Origin of the sequence: Frankia sp. KB5 (genome assembly GCF_002099325.1) — a bacterium.
In the GTDB taxonomy this organism is placed as follows: domain Bacteria; phylum Actinomycetota; class Actinomycetes; order Frankiales; family Frankiaceae; genus Frankia; species Frankia casuarinae.
This window is the reverse complement of sequence record NZ_MRUJ01000242.1, coordinates 1-16,173: the sequence shown is the minus strand read 5'-3', so window position 1 is coordinate 16,173 and position 16,173 is coordinate 1. Positions and strand designations below refer to the sequence as shown.

17 protein-coding genes and 2 pseudogenes are annotated in these 16,173 nt (G+C 69.6%); 3 read left to right on the top strand and 16 right to left on the bottom strand.

Going from position 1 to position 16,173, the window contains the following annotated elements; translation table 11 throughout:
• Positions 1–157 precede the first annotated feature (157 nt).
• The 16 genes and pseudogenes from KBI5_RS25615 to KBI5_RS27160 all read right to left on the bottom strand — a co-directional run.
• A pseudogene (locus tag KBI5_RS25615) lies at positions 158–280 on the bottom strand (bacteriocin biosynthesis protein); the annotation flags it as partial.
• Positions 281–591: 311 nt separating this feature from the next.
• The gene (locus tag KBI5_RS20580) at positions 592–981 is read right to left on the bottom strand and encodes a hypothetical protein (RefSeq protein WP_133057091.1); all 390 of its coding nucleotides are present in this window, start codon (positions 979–981) and stop codon (positions 592–594) included.
• A 264-nt stretch (positions 982–1,245) separates the two neighbouring features.
• Entirely contained in the window at positions 1,246–3,381 is a 2,136-nt protein-coding gene (locus tag KBI5_RS20570) for a hypothetical protein (RefSeq protein ID WP_085016172.1), read from the bottom strand.
• Entirely contained in the window at positions 3,378–3,695 is a 318-nt protein-coding gene (locus KBI5_RS20565; protein ID WP_085016171.1) for a helix-turn-helix transcriptional regulator, read from the bottom strand. Before KBI5_RS20565 ends, KBI5_RS20570 begins: the two co-directional genes overlap by 4 nt.
• A pseudogene (locus KBI5_RS28865) lies at positions 3,692–3,796 on the bottom strand (site-specific integrase); the annotation flags it as partial. The gene KBI5_RS20565 and the pseudogene KBI5_RS28865, both read right to left, overlap by 4 nt.
• A gap of 64 nt (positions 3,797–3,860) precedes the next feature.
• Positions 3,861–4,778: an HEXXH motif-containing putative peptide modification protein gene (locus tag KBI5_RS20560; protein WP_085016170.1), complete on the bottom strand. Its 918-nt coding sequence runs from the start codon at positions 4,776–4,778 to the stop codon at positions 3,861–3,863.
• Positions 4,779–4,865: 87 nt separating this feature from the next.
• A complete protein-coding gene (locus tag KBI5_RS26535) occupies positions 4,866–5,027 on the bottom strand; it encodes a hypothetical protein (RefSeq protein ID WP_157902559.1) in 162 nt (53 codons plus the stop codon).
• 87 nt (positions 5,028–5,114) lie between these two features.
• Positions 5,115–5,861, bottom strand: a complete 747-nt coding sequence (locus tag KBI5_RS20555; RefSeq protein ID WP_085016169.1) for a hypothetical protein — start codon at positions 5,859–5,861, stop codon at positions 5,115–5,117.
• A complete protein-coding gene (locus KBI5_RS20550; protein WP_085016168.1) occupies positions 5,858–7,753 on the bottom strand; it encodes a radical SAM protein in 1,896 nt (631 codons plus the stop codon). Before KBI5_RS20550 ends, KBI5_RS20555 begins: the two co-directional genes overlap by 4 nt.
• Positions 7,754–7,791: 38 nt before the next feature.
• Positions 7,792–8,667: a hypothetical protein gene (locus KBI5_RS20545; protein ID WP_085016167.1), complete on the bottom strand. Its 876-nt coding sequence runs from the start codon at positions 8,665–8,667 to the stop codon at positions 7,792–7,794.
• Complete coding sequence (locus tag KBI5_RS20540; protein ID WP_085016166.1) at positions 8,664–9,602, bottom strand: NAD(P)-dependent oxidoreductase; 939 nt, start codon at positions 9,600–9,602, stop codon at positions 8,664–8,666. The genes KBI5_RS20545 and KBI5_RS20540 overlap by 4 nt, the downstream gene beginning before the upstream one ends.
• Positions 9,599–10,261: a TylF/MycF/NovP-related O-methyltransferase gene (locus KBI5_RS20535; RefSeq protein WP_085016165.1), complete on the bottom strand. Its 663-nt coding sequence runs from the start codon at positions 10,259–10,261 to the stop codon at positions 9,599–9,601. Before KBI5_RS20535 ends, KBI5_RS20540 begins: the two co-directional genes overlap by 4 nt.
• Before the next feature lie 6 nt (positions 10,262–10,267).
• A complete protein-coding gene (locus KBI5_RS20530) occupies positions 10,268–10,726 on the bottom strand; it encodes an NUDIX domain-containing protein (RefSeq protein ID WP_198537853.1) in 459 nt (152 codons plus the stop codon).
• 57 nt (positions 10,727–10,783) lie between these two features.
• Positions 10,784–11,653, bottom strand: coding sequence for an isocitrate lyase/phosphoenolpyruvate mutase family protein (locus KBI5_RS20525; protein ID WP_085016163.1), 870 nt, complete (start codon positions 11,651–11,653; stop codon positions 10,784–10,786).
• Positions 11,653–12,327 carry a dTMP kinase gene (locus KBI5_RS20520; protein WP_085016162.1) on the bottom strand — a complete coding sequence of 225 codons (675 nt, stop codon included), beginning with the start codon at positions 12,325–12,327 and terminating at the stop codon, positions 11,653–11,655. Before KBI5_RS20520 ends, KBI5_RS20525 begins: the two co-directional genes overlap by 1 nt.
• On the bottom strand, positions 12,327–13,079 hold the full coding sequence (locus KBI5_RS27160; protein WP_198537850.1) for a hypothetical protein: 753 nt from the start codon (positions 13,077–13,079) through the stop codon (positions 12,327–12,329). Before KBI5_RS27160 ends, KBI5_RS20520 begins: the two co-directional genes overlap by 1 nt.
• Before the next feature lie 171 nt (positions 13,080–13,250).
• Here KBI5_RS27160 and KBI5_RS20510 point away from each other — a divergent pair, with 171 nt between their 5' ends.
• From KBI5_RS20510 to KBI5_RS20500, 3 genes are all read left to right on the top strand, one after another.
• Positions 13,251–14,792, top strand: a complete 1,542-nt coding sequence (locus KBI5_RS20510; RefSeq protein WP_198537848.1) for a helix-turn-helix transcriptional regulator — start codon at positions 13,251–13,253, stop codon at positions 14,790–14,792.
• A 65-nt stretch (positions 14,793–14,857) separates the two neighbouring features.
• On the top strand, positions 14,858–15,850 hold the full coding sequence (locus KBI5_RS20505; protein ID WP_085016160.1) for an asparaginase: 993 nt from the start codon (positions 14,858–14,860) through the stop codon (positions 15,848–15,850).
• A 42-nt stretch (positions 15,851–15,892) separates the two neighbouring features.
• A partial coding sequence (locus tag KBI5_RS20500; RefSeq protein WP_116289974.1) for a DUF296 domain-containing protein occupies positions 15,893–16,173 on the top strand: 281 nt, incomplete at its 3' end.

The following is a 16,173-nucleotide window of genomic DNA, read 5'->3' as shown; positions in this document are numbered from 1 at the left end:
CCTCGGCGCCCATCAGCAGCCGCCGCTGCCGCTCGTCGAGATGCGGAAAGATCGTCTCGAACTTCGCCGCCAGCAGCTCCCGAGTGACCGCAAACCCACCCATACCAGAGGATCATGCCTCATCCTCAGAACCTACGGGTTATTTTCCCGCAAGCCCTTAGTCCTCGGGAAGGCATGCGCGGGCCGCCGCGCGGGCGAGGATCGCCTGTGTGTCTGCAGGCAGGCCGAGCCTGTTCCAGTGAAAGATCACCAGGTGGGCGAGGAGTGCGCGCAGGCCGCGGTGCGGGCACGCGGTACCGGGCGGGAGTGTCAGCCGGGCCGTGGCCCGGCGGGCCAGCGAGAAGGGTGACGGCAGCGAGGACGATCTGCCTGCAGGCCACGTCGACGGCGGCCTGGTCCTGAGCGGTGTCGTAGCGGTCGAGGGCGGCGCGCAGGGCGGCCCATTCCGGCGAGGCCGGGTCGATGGGCGGGGTGAACGTGGCGAGTAACCGTGCGATGTCCTCCGGCGGTATGAGCTCGGGCAGGGCGGCCATACGCGCGATCAGCACGACCGGGCGCAGCGCGACGGGGGAACAAGGGGTGAATKCGGGGTCATGCGGACTGCGTGGCCAGCAATGCCCAGCTGACACCGAGCGAGAGGCAGCCGATTATCGGCGTGGACAGGATCAGCCTGTCCCCTGCGGGTGCCAGACGGGAAGATCGCCGTGGCGGGCGGAGTCGCTGGCTCGGGAATGCGTGCAGGACTGGATCACCGGTCCAGAACCCGTTGTCGGTCGGTGTGATCTCGCCGCTGTCGCGTTGACCGCCGTGCGCCCAGGTGTGGAGTCGGGAGAGGTTCCGTTCCCCGATCTCCACATCGAGTAGCGGGACGAACAGGCCAAGGACCTTCGCCGTCTGATCGACGGGTGGCAGGTCGCGCGTCCTGGTCAACAGCACCGCGGGTCTCTGCTGATCAGGAACGGCCGGGTGAGCGATCGTCATCGGCGCGCTGCTTCCGGGCGGGCTTCACGGTGGCGGAACGCCAAGTCGTGTCGATCCCGCACGCCATGCGCGGGGGGTGGGCGATGCCAGTCGTCGAGCCCGCGGAGACGGTCGATGACTCGTCGCAAGATGGCAGAGTCGTCGTGGAAGGCGACCGGGGCGGCGGGGGCCGGCACAGGCGTGGCCGCGCGGGTCGGCAACGCTGCCGTGTTGTCGGTGAAGACGGCTGGAGTCGTCGCGGCCGGAAGTGCTGGTGGAGAGCACCTATTCGGTTGGTGCGGTATTCCTGACATTTGATCTTCCTGGTGGTGGGGCTGTGCGGCGGTGTGCGAGGTAGTCGGTCCAGTCGCGGCGGGTGCGGTTCGYCCAGGCGACGGCGGTGTTGACATTGAGGCCGAGGACGTCGGCGAGGATGGCTGCGGGGAGTTCGGTGGCCCAGGCGACGAGGGCGGCGTTGCGGGCTTGGCGGGTGTCGATGCCGTGGGAGCGGAGCCGGCGGGTGAGGACGTCGGCGCGTATGGGCTGTCCGGGGTTGCGGCCGGGGAACAGCGGGCGGGTGGCGGTGTCGGGGTGCTGGTAGGTGACGCGCTGGTAGGTGGCGTCGCGTTGGGCGCGGACCAGGGCAGCGAGCGCGGGTGGGAGCAGGACAGGAACGGTGCCGAGATGAAGGTGGATGTCGTGGTCGTCGTGGTGGATGTCGGCCGCGGTCAGGCGGGTGAGCCGGGAGGCGAACTGGCCGTAGAGAAGGAGGAGTCCTCCGGCGGTGCGGACGTCGAGGGGGAGCTGGTCGTCGCGTAGGCAGCGGGTGAGTAGCTGCCAGCGGGCCGGTTCGTCGAGCAGGACGTCGGGTTCGGAGCGGGGTAGGGGCGGGACGGTGAGGTCGCCGGCTTGGCCGCGGGCGTGCGCCCAGAGCAGGAAGCCGCRCAGCAGGTAGCGGGTCTGGGTGGCGTTGTGGAGCCAGGTGTCGACGTCGGTCTGGGTGGCGTCGGCGAGGGTGGTGTGGCGTTCGTCGAGCCAGGTCAGGAACGCTGTGGCGGCGAGGATGTGGCCGCGGGCCCAGCCGGCGGAGGAGGGGGTGAACTCGGCGCGGTGGGCGCGGGTGCGGGCGCGGCGGAGCAGGTGCCATTCGGCGTAGGGCCGCACGAGGGCGGCGTGGGCGGGTGGCTGGTCGGCGAGGAGCTGGTCGAGCCAGGGGTGGATGCGGTCGAGGTATTCGGCTCGTGCGGGCAGGACGCCGGTGTGGACGAGGACGCCGCGCAGGTGGTGCAGGTCGTAGGTCTGGGGATAGGTGTCGAGCAGGTCGTGGGTGATCGGTTCGTGGTGGGCTCGGCGGGCGAGGTCGGTGAGGAGTCGGCCGCCGGCGCGGCGGGTGAGCCAGTCCAGGAGCGAGGCGGGGTTGGGGACCTGCTCGAAAGCGGTGATGAGGGGTTCGAGCGGGGGTGCGACGCCGTGGTCGGGGTGCGCCAGAGCGGTGTGGAGGTGCTCGTGGACACGGCGGCGGGCGCGGGTGCGGGAGTCTGGTCGGTTCCACCGGCCGCCGCCGGTGGTGGTGGGGGGTGTCCAGAGCGGTCCGCCGCCGGTGGGGGCTGCTGCGGGGTGGTGGCCGGCGGCGCGGCAGAACTGGCAGAGGGGTTCGAAGGCGCGTGGGTCGCAGCGTCGTAGCTGGTCGCAGGCGACGCAGCGGGCCAGGGGTCGGCCGGCGCAGCGGGCGCAGAGATCCGGCTCGTCGGTGGTCGCGCGTCGGACGATCGGGTGGAGCTCACCGCAGGCGCCGCAGGTGCGGGCGGGCTGGACGTAGCAGGCGCGGCAGACCGGGCCCGTGGGGGTGTGGGCGTAGGTGGCCGCGACGGTGCCGCAGCCTGAGCAGGTCCGTCGGGGTTTCTGGTGGCAGGTCTGACACAACGGCCCGCCGGTGGCGTCGCGGGCCGCGAGCAGGCGTACCTGGCCGCAGCGGGCGCAGGGTTCGGGCGGTCGGGCGCACGGGGAGCACAACGGTCCGCGGTCGGTCCGGGTGTCGACCGTGCGGATGGTGCCGCAGTCCGCGCACGGCTCGGCGCGGGAGCGCCGGTAGCAGCTGTCGCAAAGCCGCCCTGTCGGGGTGCGGTGGCGTAGGTGGGTGGTGCGGGAGCAGGTCTGGCAGCGGGGCAGGCGGATCTGGTCGTAGCCGGCGGCGGCCAACCCGCCTGCGAGCACGATCACAGGGTGCGGGACATCGCCGGAACCGGACGTCAACGCGTCGGGGTAGGCGGCCAGGTGGGCGTCGAGCTGGCGCAACGCGGCCGGACGCGGCGCGGCGCGGGCGACCAGCTCGCCCGCGTCGGTGACGGTCAGGCCCGGCACCAGCCGGGCGACGGTGGCCGCGACGTGGACGGTGAGCGCCGCCGCGTCGGGGGCGCTCACGGGCCCGGCCGGCGGACCACGGTGCGCCGCACCGGCGGCGCGGGCCGGGGCTGCCCGGCGGCCTTGGCGACCTGGACGTTGACGACCTCGATCTCGACGAGGTCGTTCGGGGTCACCGCCAGGATGTCGCACAACGCGGCGAGGGTGTCCATCGACAACCGCTGCGGCGGCTGCGTCACCAGCCGGTAGACCTGCTCGCGGGACAGGTGCACGCCGCGTTCGGCGAGTAGCGGGACCAGGTCGCTGGTCTGGAACAGGCCGCGTTCGGCCATCCGCGTCCGTAGCAGCCACCGGTATCCCATCTTGCGGATCACGGGGTCTGCTCCCACAGCTCGGCGCGRCCTTCGAGGGTGCGGCGCACCAGCCGGTTGCGGTACTCGTCCGACACCCCGGTGTAGATCGCGGTCGTCGAGGCGACGGGAACGGGGCGACAACATCTCCGGCCGCGAGCCGACGGGGCTTCCCTGAGTCGTGCCCTGTCATGCGTGCACGGCCATATCGATGGTGGCGATGACGCGTTCCCTTACGACGCCAGCCTTGATGTAGTCGCTCGCCTCGGTAAAGGACTCGGCGGCGACCCGCAGCAGTTTCCGCTGGTTACTCAGGTATGCGGCGAGGAAAGCGCGGGCCGGCGGGGTGCTGTGTTCGAGGGCGCGGGCGGAGTAGAGCATGGTCAAGGAGAAGGCCCAGCAGGCGTGCAGGAAGCCGAAGACCGGGCGCTGGGTGGCACGCCACGGCGAGTAGAAGGTGACCTCGTCGGGCAGCACGGCCTCGGCGAGGGCGAGCGCGTCGTTGAGCCAGTGATGGCCGGCCTCGTGGACCAGGTCGCGGGCAAAGACCTCGGGGTGGCTGGTGTAGTCGGTGAACACGGTTCCGGGGAGCCGGGTGATGCTCCAGCTGAACAGGGTGTCGGCCAGGTCGCGATGTTCGAGTAGGCAGACCACAGGCGCGTGTAGCGCAAGCAGCGGGCCGAAGCCGTACTCGGCGGCGGAGTCGAGCGCCGTCGCCAGCAGCTTGTGCTTCGAGTGCTCGGCGGGCGCCGTGTCCGGTCGGACGAGGTAGTAGGCGGTCTCGGACAGAGGGGAGCGCAAGAGCTCGTCCTTCGCCGGGGTCAGGAGGAGGTGCGCGCTACGGGGTGCTCCTGCGGCGAGGAGGCAGGCGAGGTCACGTGTCCCGGTGCGGCGGTACCAGGCGAGAAGGGCCGCATCCCGGTCGTGGGCGGYCTGTTCGGCGCCTTCCAGCAAGTGGTGGGCGATTGCATGGGTGATCGCCTGGCCCGTGGGGTTCGAGGCGTCGAGTGTGCTGCCGAGGACGTTCGCGATGCGCTCTGTCCTCAAGCGCCGCCATGGTTCGAGTCCGGGCAGCAGGAAGGCTTCGTCGGTGAGCGTGCTGACCATGGTTGAGGGGCTCCTTGTCCGGGGTCCGCTTGGTGCCGAGGCCTGCACGATCGGTACCAAGCGGACCCCACTGTTGTGCAGCGGGGGCTACTGGGCGTTCGACTCCGTCACCGGCGTCTTGGCAGCAGTGCTGGTGTTCCAGCCGTGAGCCGAGGCGTTGGAGGTGTGCGCCGTGGTCCGCACGGGRCTGTCGTCGTGAAGGGCTTCCACGGCCTTGATGAAGTCGCTGAACTGGTCGTTGTTCTCCACTGGTTACTCCTCGCTTGTGAGTGGTTGATGGGAGCGGTCCGACCGGTTGGGCGGAGGGCCTCGGATCCCCGTCACCCTCACCCGGCTTCATCTCCCTTCGGAGTTAGCGTGTTCTTCCTCGGCGGTGAGGAGGGTGAGGAACTTGCGCACCGTGCCGACGCCTACGGGTTCGGTTCCGTGGACGAGCTGGCTGCCGAAGAGGACGAGGGCGCCTGGCGACGGCCGCACGGTCCAGCGGGTGCGCTGCATGGTGTTGAACCAGGGGGAGGAGCAGTCGGCGCCGTCGTGGATGAAGTGCATGGCGTGCGCGTAGCCGGCGGGAGCGTCGGCCGGGGGTGGGGCCCAGGGGGCGTCGCTGCCGCTGGTCTCCACGAAGAAGCAGCCGCTCCCGTCCGGGGCGCTCTGGATGGTGACGCTGGCGGCGGCGATCTGGCGGGGCCATGTRCACGGGTTCGGTGCTATGCCGTCAGCGTGCGGGGTGATGTACTGGTCGGCCTGGTACTCCAGGAAGATCCACGGTCGGTGGCCGTTCACCGACGGCAGGACCCGCAGGATCGAGGGGAAGCATCGGTCGAGCGCGGCATCCAGGATGGCCTGTGCACCAGGCGGTACGTCGGTCATCTCCAGTCGGCTGACGGGCTCGTAGACGATCCGGGCCTGTTCGGGTGAGAGACCAGGAATTTCGTGGATGGTGTCGCTGCGCTGCGCGTCGTACCGGGCCCGGCCGTCGCGGTTAATGGTGACGTCCATCAGGTCGTTGAGCTCGTCCACGTCGTCGCGGCCGAGGAAGCCCTCGACGGTGTGGATGCTGAGCGTCTCCGCGATGTGGATCATTGGTGGGCTCCCTCTGATCTGGGAGCGGGGTGGTCGGCATCCGGTGGGGCCGGGCATCCGCAGCGGTAGGGGGCGGCGGCTCCGTCGTCCGGCATGGCGGTTAGCTGGGTCAGCGTTGCTGCTGCCTCGGCAAGTCCGCCGAAGTAGTCCTGTGAGTCGACCCCAGGCGCTGGCGTCAGCCGCAGGTCCAAGGTGTGGTGCTGCTCGCCGGTCGTGCTGCTGGTGAGCAGACTGCGTCCGAGTTCCAGCACGTAGGCGGGAGGCAAGACCTGGGCGGCATGCTCGGCGAAGTGGCAGAGCCGTGCGGCGATCCGGGCGTACTCGTGGCGGTCGCGTGGCAGGATGCCTACGGCCAGAGGGCGTTGCCGTGCTGTGGGGGCGGCGGGGTGTCCTTGGYAGCTGTCGTAGGTGACGCATCCCCAGTCCTCGGTGATCGCCCGGACCAGGGCGAAGACTCCCGGTTCGATCCCGTCCTGCCACTGCGGGTGGCGGGGGTCGAGGTCGTCGGCCTCGTGGACGCCGGGCAGTCCGACGGTGTTGATGTTGCCGAGTTCGCTGACGTGCAGCCGGGCCGGATGGCGTGGCGCGGTGGGGTCGTCCCAGCGTGCGAGGAAGGTTGCCACGTCGTGCATCTCGTTCGGGTGAAGGGGGTGCCAGCGYAGCCGGGTGCACCAAGCTCCGCCTGGGTGTTCGGGCTGGGCRACCAGGGCGGAGATGCCGTCGATCAGGCGCATGCGATGGTGGCAGTACGCCTCGTCGTCGCCCGCGTGCGCATGCCGCAGTCGTACGGCCAGGCAGCCGCCACCACAGCTGGCGCGGTAGTCGCAGGTGGTGCATGAGCGGATCAGGGAGCGCCCGCTGAGCAGCAGGTCTGAATTCTCGTGTGCCTCCCGTACGGACTGCTGGGAGGCGATGGTCGTCAGTGGAGCCAGTTGGGCCTGCGGCCAGGGCAGCTCGTCGCAACTGCCGAAGCGGTCGTCCGGGTAGAGGGTGAAGACGTGGTCGCATTTAAGATCGTCGAAGTGGCAGGAGCCCGAGCGAAGGCCGCGCAGCCGACGGATGACGGAGACGACCGGGTCCAGCTTGACGCGCTTGAACCAGCCTGTGTCGATCCAGCGGATCGCGGCGGCGAGGACGAAGGTGGCGAACTGGTCCGGTGTGATCGCCCAGGCCGGCCCGCCGGGGCCGAGGGCTGCGGCTTGTTGCCGTCGGCTCTCGGGGCTGCGTCGTCCGGACACGCTGGTCGGGGCGCTGACGGTGCCGTCGAAGCAGGGCACGATGCTGATCGCGGTTACGGCGGCGAACGAGGAGAGATGGTCGATGACTTCGGCGGCTCGGCCCAGAACGTGAGGAGTGACCGCGCAAATCACGCCGACGCTCCGACCACGTCGCTCCAAGAGCCGCAGCGTTTCGACGACTCGTGGATAGACGGGCTTGCCGTCGTAGCCCACGCRCCAACTGTTGCCGAGTGCGTCGCCGTCGAGGGACAGGCCGATCTCCAAGCTCGGGCAGCGCGCGTCAAAGAGGTCGAGCCAGGCGTCGTCGAGCAGCAGGCCGTTGGTCTGCATGCTCATCCGCACGACGTCGGGGTTCTCGGCGAGAGCGTCGAGGACGGCCGTGATCTCGTCCCGGCCGGCGGTGAGCGGCTCGCCGCCATGCAACTCGACGRCCAGCGGCCGTCCGGCGAACAGTCGGCTGAGTGAGTGGACCTGGTCGGCGGTAATCCGTCGCCCGCCGGGGGACTGTTTGCGTTTCTCGAAGCAGTACAGACAGTCGATGTCGCAGGTCTCGCCGCGCAGCTTGAGGATCACCGATACGGCGGAGCCCTCGTCGTCCGGGTCGAGTGGGGCGTAGATGGCGTGGGTGTCGCGCAGGGGTGGAGCGGTGGACATCGCATGCCTCCCGAGCGAGGGTGAAGCGGGTGGGTGGGCTATCCGGTGGCCGAGCCCAGTTGATGCGTCCAGTCGCTCAGGGCGTCGCCGGTGACGGGAATACGCTGGTCACCGCGCCGCAGGAACCAGCCGTCGCTGTAGAACTGCGGCAGCCATCCACCTCCGTCTGTGGGCGGAACCGGTGTGGCGTTCTGGGCCCCGGTGACGGGATGACAGGAGAGGAGCGCTCGGGCCAGCCCGTGCTGGACGGGACGGAACCACTGCCAGTTCTTGTCCTGCCAGTTCGCCGGCCTCGACACCGAGCTCCAGGGCTGGACGGTCAGCAGCGGCAGCCATTTCTCTCCGAGCAACGGGTGTCCGGCGGCGGCGCACTCGGCCGAGGCCAGCATCACGGCCAGGCGCTGCCAGACCAGCTCCGCAGATGCGTACAGACCGTCTTCGATCAGGCCGATCATGTCCTCGGTAAGGCTGGCCACTACTTCGGCGCGGTCGGCCACAGCCCACTCTCGGTACCGGCCGGCCTCGGCCGCATCGAGCACGGGACTCCACTGCCCGTCGTCGAAGGACAGCGCGGTCCGCAGGCAGGTCAGCTCCGGCAGTCGCCGTCGCACCCGCCGGAACAGCGCCAGGTCGTCCTGCCATATATCGAATCGGCCCAGCAGCGCGCGCAGGTGCTCCATCTCCTGCGGAGCGGAGACCTGCAGGTCGATCCGTACGCCGTCCACGAGCCACGAGCCGGATTTCGGCAGCTCCGGTCCCTCGCCGACGAGGCGCAGGTCGACGTCACTGGCAGCGTGAGCGAACCCACAGGCCAAGGCCCCTTCGATCCAGACCTCCGCGTCCTTGTGAACAGTCAGCAGTTCACCGGCGACCTGGCCGGCGATCCGCAGTCTGTGGCGCGCGGACTCGTTCACCGCTGCCCTCCCGGAGCCGTGGAGGCATCCGCCTCATCGCGGGTGAGCCGGGTGAGCAGCTCGCCTACCCAGGCATCGAGCTCGCTTCGAACGTCCCGGCGCTGTGCCCCGATGTGGGGTGTGGTCAGCAGGTTGAGCGGTTCGCTCACCGCTCGCAGGAGGGGAATGTGCTCCGGTTCGACGGCATCCAGGGCGAGCCCACCCAAGCGCTGTTCCTCGACGGCACGCAGGCAGGCCGCCAGGTCGAGCGTCTCGACCCGGCCGGCGCAGATCAGGAGTGGACTGTGTTTGGCAACCTGCGCGAGGAACGCTTCCCCGAACAGCTGACGTGTCTCGGAACGCAGCGGGAGCGCGACGACATGGACCGCGGCCTGTTCGATCAGCGCACGTGCGGACTGCTGTGGCAGCTCCGGCAGGGTGGAGGGCCAGCGGGCGAAGGTGACTCGCCGCGCGAACGGGGTGAGCAACTGCCAGACGGCCTGACCAACGGGCCCTGCTCCCCACACGGCGATGTTCAGTTCCGAGAGAGGGGTCCCCATGCACRCAGTCTTCGTGTGCAAGCCCAGGGCCAGGGCGCTGTGGCCGAGCGGAATACGCCGGGCCAGGCACAGGGCTGCGGTCAGAGCCCATTCGGCGACGGCTGCGGCGCTGGCCTGCGGATTACGGTGCAGGGTGATGCCGCGACGGGTGAGCGCGGCGAGGTCGATGTTGTCGGTGCCCGAGCCGGCCCGTACGACGTGCCGCAGGGAAGGCAGCTGGGTGAGTTGCTGCTCGCCGAGGTGGACGCCGGAGCGCAGGACAATCACGGTGGCACGGGCGGCGGTCTGCGGCAGCGAGTCGATGCTGCCGACTTCCACGATCTCCACTCCGGGTGCGGCGCTCTGGAGGTGGTCGTGGTCCGCTGAACCTTTGAGGAAGAGCACGGTGCTTGTCATGCGGCCTCGCTCCGGGCCGAAGGCACTATGTATCGCCCGAAGGCGAGGTCCCCGTCGCCGATCAGGGCCTCGACCGGCGAAGGTTGGCCGAAGTAGGCGTCGGAGGCGCGCTTGACGCCGGGCAGGCCGTCCCAGGCTCGGGGGGTCGCGACGGTGTCGGCGTAATCGTCGATGAGGAGTGCCGCTCCGGGGGTCAGGTTGGGGACGCAGTGGCGCAGTCCGGTGAGGGTGGAGGCGTAGAAGTCACCGTCCAGATAGGCGAGGGCGATCGTGCCGGGCAGTCCGATGGGCAGGGTGTGGTCGAACCAGCCGGCGTGGATGGTGGGCGGTTTCCTGTCCCAACGGGCGTGGGTGTCCAGGACGTCCGAGGGGCTGGAGCGGAGCTCGCCCTCGGCCAGGTGGTCGGAGTCCTGGTCGCCTGGGGCCGGCATCCCGGCGAACGAGTCGAAGACGTGGATCTCGCGCTCGAACTCGCCGATCGAGTCGAGGACGCAGCGCATCCATAGGGCCATGGCGCCTCGGTAGCAGCCGAGTTCGACGACGGCGCCAGGCAGGCCGCGCTGGTGGAGGTCGTGCAGTTCGTCGATGATCACGCGCAGTCGGTCGGCACAGACCGTGCCTGCGTGCTCCTTGAGGAGCCATTCCCGGATCTCATCCATTGCCTGTCACCACTTGTCGATGAAGGGATCGCGGAGGGTGCCGTGCAGTGCGGCGAGCAGCGGGGCGTTGATCCGGGGCAGCAGGTAGACCTCGCCGAGCTTCTCCAGGGGCGTCCACTCGAAGCCGATCTGGATGGGGTCGGGCGGCTCGGGGAAGCGCGGAGCGGTGTCCCCGAGCGGCCGGGCCAGGAAGGTGTGCTGCGTCTTCTGGACGGCGCCGAACTCGTTGTTCCACGCGGCCGGGACGTATTCGGTGACCAGCAGCAGCCGGCCGACGGCTACGTCGAGGCCGGTCTCCTGCTCGACCTTGCGGTGGACCGCCTCGCGCAAGCCCTCGCCTTCTTGGGCCTTGCCACCGGGCAGGTTGTAGTGGAAGCCGGAGTGGTCTTCGTAGGAGAGCAGGAGGACCTTGTCGTCGTGGAGGACTGCAGCCTTCACCGACACGCTGACCCTGGGCAGTGACACGGATGATCTCCCCCTTTGCCGTCGTGGGTGCCTCGGAAGAACGTGGGTAGCGAGGGTTCAGATGCAGGACAGGGCGTCGGGTTCGCCGACCCGGAGCAGTTCGCCGACCTCGGCCAGCGGTGCGTCCGGGCCGGTGCGGAAGGTGCCCTCGCGGGTGAACTGGCGGGCGGCGGCCCGCATCCCAGCCAGCGCGGCGCGGCTGAACTGGTTGGCGTAGATGCACAGCCGGAAGCCGGCCTGGCCGAGTTCGTCGGCGGTGAGCTGCGGGAAGGCGGTGGGCACCGTCACCAGCGGGACGGCCTTGCCCCACTGGCGTGCGGCCCGGAGGGCTTCGTGGCCGGTTGGGTCCTTGGAGTGAATCAGGATCGCTTCCGCCCCGGCCTCCACGAAGCGGGCGGACCGGGCGAGGGCCGCCTCCATCCCGCTCCCGGTGATCAGGGATTCAGTGCGGGCGATCACGACCAGATCATTCCCGACTGTCTTGCGGATGCGCTCGATCTGCCGGGCCACCAGTTCGGTATCCGCCAGGCCCTGGGCAGCGTGCACGGCGAAGCTGTTGCACTTGGGGTAGCTGCTGTCTTCCAGGCAGATCGCCGCCGCACCGGCTCTGGCCATGTCGGCGGCGAAGCGCGCGGCGGTGTCGAGCGCTCCGCCCGCGTTGTCCACATCGACGATCACGGGATGCTCGGTAACCCGTCCGAGGGCGGTCACCACGTCGCCCAGGTCGCGCACACCCAGCACGTTGGCGTCCGGGAGTCCCAGGGCGGCGGACACCTCCAGCCCGCTCACCCATAGGGCGTCGAATCCCTCCTCTGCGGCAAGGCGGGCGGCCATCGCGTTGACGGCCCCCGCCGCGAGCATCGGGCGGAGTGACGACGGAACGGTGAGCGACTGCCGGAAGCCGGCCGCCGCGTTGGCTATGGGCATCAATGGTTCTCCCTGTCGGTGACGGTGAAGTCGGGCATCAGCCCCAGATGTTCGAGGGCGTTCCAGGCCGCTCCGAGCACCTCGGCGGCCGGGAGGCCGGCGTCCAGCCGTACGACGGTGCCCAGCAGTGGGAACGACTCCGGAGAGTTGGTGACCTCGGCGTAGACCTCCTGGACGGCGGTCTGGACATGGTGGACATCCCAGTCGGCACGTACCGCGTCGCCCGACCGGCCCTTGGCCCTGCGCATCGAGTCCGCCGTCGGCAGCTCCAGGACAAGGGTCACGTCGGGGCCCTCCTTGATCCCGCTGGCGAGCGCCTTGTAGGTCTCAGCGGCCTTCGCGCCGTGCTTGACGGCGAAGAACGCCAACTCGCTCAGCAGCCAGCGGTCCGTAATCACCGGCCGCGCCGGTCTCTGGGGTCGGACGAGCCGGTCGAGCGTGCTGTTCTTGTCAGCGATGATCGCGGCGAGATAAGCCGCGCTGTTCTGCGCGGAGGGCTGGTACTTGCCGCTGACGATCTCTCCAGCGCGATCTGGCGCCAGGAAGTTCGTGGTCAGCACGCACAGCGGCGTGATCTCGTACAGGCCCTGCCACAGCCGGAACAGACCCTTGCGGAGTGTCGTCTTACCGGTGCCGTCCAGGCCCTCGATGGCGATGAAGGGATAGCGCTGCATCATTCGACCTGCCCCGCTCCGGTGCCGCCCGCGTACTTGGAGAACTGGCCCCGCCACGGGACGGTGGTGGACACCAGGTCCACCAGTCGGAGCTCGCCAAGCTCGTCCAGGAGGGTAGGCAGYGTGCGCTCCACCTCGATGCCTGCCGTGATGACCTCGCAGTACGCCCGGCGTGTCGCAGCGTCGTCCGAGCCGTGCAACTGCGTCGCGAGTACCCGTGTCGATGCGCCATAGGCGACCGCACCGGCTGCGCCGGCGAGGACCTGGGCGTGGATGGGAGCGGGATTCGGCTCCAGGGACAGATGCCGGACACCGCGGTGGCGGATCACTGCGAAGAAGCCCACCCACCAGGCACTGGCCTCACAGGCGGCGATGACGGCTTCGGTCCACGGGGTGACCGGGCTGTGCGTGATCAGGCGTTGTACGGCCTGCGCCGAACCGTGCTGAGTCACTCCGGCATCTGATGCCCTGTCCAGGCCGTGGAGTTGCGGAAGCGTCCACCAGTACGTCAGACCGGCCCGATCCAGCAGAACCTGCGCTTCGGGGCACGGAGTGTGGGGCGGGCGCTGTCCGAGGGGAGCGACGGGTGCACCACTGATGTCCGGGAGATTCCCGGGCTTCTCGACGACCTCGCGCCACTCCTCGATGTGCAGATGTAGCCGTTGGACGATGAGGCCGTCGGCGAGGATCTGCCACGCTGCCCGCAGCGGGGGGGCTCCTCCGCCCCGATCGGGGCCTGTCCATRTGTTCACCTGGGAGTCCTTCCTGACCAAAGCAGTCGCTCGCCTCTGCGCGCGGAAGCGGGAGGACGGTGCCGACCGCTTACTTCACCATCGCGGTGGACTCGCTCCCCGGTTATGGGCGTTTATGGCAGTGTCAACACGCACCGGATCATGAACGTCACCATGCGGAAGGATGCGGGGGTGGACAGCAACCAGCAGCGACGATGCGCGTCCTGCGGGAACCCGCTGAGTCGTTACAACGCCGGCGCGCGGTGCGGCACCTGCCAGCGCGGCCTGAAGCTTGACCCCGGCTTCTGGKAGGACCCGCAGGTCCGCCAGGCTGTGATGGCCTGGGAGCTGGGGACCGTATGCCGCTTGGTCCGTCACCACACCGGGCTGTCGCAGACCGCGTTCGCCCGGCTGGTCAGCAGCGACCAGTCGGAGATCAGTCGCCTGGAGCGCGGGGAGCGGGTGGTCAAGGACCGGCGAAAGCTCCTCCAGTGGGCTCAGATCCTCGGCTTCCCAGAGCAGTTAGCGGGACCGCTGCCCGCGCAGGCCACCCTTTCGCCCACGCAGGCAAGCGTCACCCCCTCACCGATCGGCGCGTTGCCGACGGGACGGCATCACCTGCTCCTGCCCGCAGGACAGAGCATCGCCACCACCCTGCTGCCCACGCTCACCCTGCCCGCCGACTCCTTCCGGGGAAGCGAACTCCACCTCGGCCRTAGCCCCGAACTCAGCACCTGGACCCGGATACCGACTCGGGCTCTCGTCGTGGGATCACGCACCATCGACGGCGCCACCAGGTACTTCGCCATCGACGCCCGCCACGGAGCGCGGGCTTCAGCCAGCGCCGACAGCGCGGACTCCCGTCTGCGCATCCCCGCCGCGTACGAGCTCGACGACCTCACCTACGGCATCCTGTGGGCAGTCGCGGGGTTCGACGCCGCCTTGCTCGGCGACGACCAAAGCCTGCACGCTGTCCTGCCGCTCGTTGACAACGCAGACCTCGACCCGGTCGCGGAGGCCCTGCGTCACCAGGAGCTGACCCCCGGGTCGCTCATGCTGATCGGCTCACAGGCAGCCGCCCGTTACATCCTCGACCGCCAGTCCWCTCTCGGCGACGCTCCCCTCTTCTGGACCCGGGAGCGAACCGGCGAGGAGGCCGCGACCTGGCTGTTCTTCAACCACAAGCTGGACTACCTACGCCGGACCGCCCCCTCGCACCCGGGCGACAGCACGGACAGCAGACGGGCCTTCTGCATCCCCGAAGCCTCCGTCACGGCCTCCCCTGCCTATGAGCGCGTCCTGCTCTTCCTGGCCATCGCCCTGATGGAGTCCCTCGGCATCAGGACCTTGATCACGGTGGACCCCGGATACGCAGACACCGAGGGCTTCGTCCTCCTGCCCCGGCAGCGCGCGGTCATCGCCAGCTGGGTCCGTGCCGAGGGCGTCTCCAAACTCGCCCAGACCAGCCGCGCCGCCCACCTGCGTACCTTCGCGGACGCGGTCGGCCACGCAGGCGCACACTCCGTCACCGCAGCCGACCAGACGCGAGACCGGCTCGCCGCCACGGCCGACTACCTCGGCCTGGACCTGAACTGGCTGGCACGGCGCTGCGGCCAACTCGCCACAGCCGGCACCTCCCCGCTCGCCCAGCCGCGAAGCCGCCTGCTCGGACTCGCAGGGCTGGAAACCGCCTGCGGATTCGTCGCCCGCCAGTTCACAGCCCAAAACCGGTAGCCTGCCCGCGTGCCGTGCAGCCGGCCCGGCGGCGCACGGCACGGCTGGAAAGTGGGACAGCGACAGTGGCTGACAAGACAGTTGCGATCTTCTCGCTCGGTGGCACCATCGCCATGACCACCGACCCAGTTACGGGCGGCGTGATACCGGCCTTGTCCCCGCATGACCTGCTCGCTGCCGTTCCCGCGCTCTCAACGACCGGGATCGACCTGCAGGTCCACGACTTTCGCCGCATGCCCGGAGCGTCCCTCACCTTCGAGGACCTAGCCGCGCTGTCCACAGCCATCAAGAAGGCTGTGGACGACGGCGGCGACGGCGCGGTCGTCACCCAGGGCACCGACACGATCGAGGAGACCGCGTACCTCCTGGWCCTCCTCCACGACCGCGACCAGCCCATCGTCGTCACCGGTGCGATGCGCAACCCCACTCTTCCGGGAGCCGACGGCCCCGCGAACCTCTACGCGGCCGTCATCACCGCAGCCAGCCCGGAGCTGCGCGGCGCCGGAGTCGTGGTAGTCCTCGGCGACGAGATTCACGCTGCCCGCACCGTCCGCAAGACGCACAGCACCAGCCCGGCCGCCTTCACCTCACCCAGCACCGGCCCGATCGGACACCTCTACGAAGGGCGAGCCCGGATACACGGCCCACTACCCGCCCGCACCGTCGTGCCCGGACCGCTCGACGCCACCTCCACGCGCGTCGGCCTGTACACCGTGACCCTCGGCGACGACGGAACTCTCGTGGCGAGCATGGCGGAACACTGCGACGGGCTCGTCGTGGCCGCCTTCGGTGTCGGACACGTCCCCCAGGCATTCGTAACCGTCCTGGAGAAGACCGCAGCCACAATGCCAGTGATCCTCACAACGCGCATCGGCAACGGCCCCGTCCTTCAGCAGACCTACAGCTTCCCCGGATCCGAGAAGGACCTGCTCTCCCGAGGCCTGATCAACGCCAGGAACCTGGACCCGTACAAGGCACGGCTGCTCCTGCACGTCCTGCTCGCCCAGGGGCGGAACAGCGAGGAGATCGCCGACGCCTTCGCCACAGYCGGAGCCTGACCCAATCCCACCCATCCCCCGCCTCGCAGTAGGGACCAGCACATGCGCRCCAGCGAACTGACCCCCGGCCGGACCTTCGGCGTCACCTTCGAACACGGCGAGGACTTCTTCGAAGCCCTAGCCGCGTTCTGCAAGGACAACCAGGTCCGCCAGGGCTACATCCCCATGTTCATCGGCGCGTTCTCCGAAGCCGAGATCGTCGGCACCTGTGACGGCCTCACCCACCCCGAACAGCCGCTCTGGGACCGCACCCGGATCGAGCACGTCGAAGCCCTCGGCGGCGGCACCCTCGCCCACGACCCCGCCACCGGCCTCGTCCTGCC

Coding starts and splice junctions, on each gene's coding strand:
- KBI5_RS20580 (WP_133057091.1), bottom strand. CDS start 981: ATGACGATCGCTCACCCGGCCGTTCCTGATCAGCAGAGACCCGCGGTG.
- KBI5_RS20535 (WP_085016165.1), bottom strand. CDS start 10,261: ATGGATGAGATCCGGGAATGGCTCCTCAAGGAGCACGCAGGCACGGTC.
- KBI5_RS20525 (WP_085016163.1), bottom strand. CDS start 11,653: ATGCCCATAGCCAACGCGGCGGCCGGCTTCCGGCAGTCGCTCACCGTT.
- KBI5_RS20520 (WP_085016162.1), bottom strand. CDS start 12,327: ATGCAGCGCTATCCCTTCATCGCCATCGAGGGCCTGGACGGCACCGGT.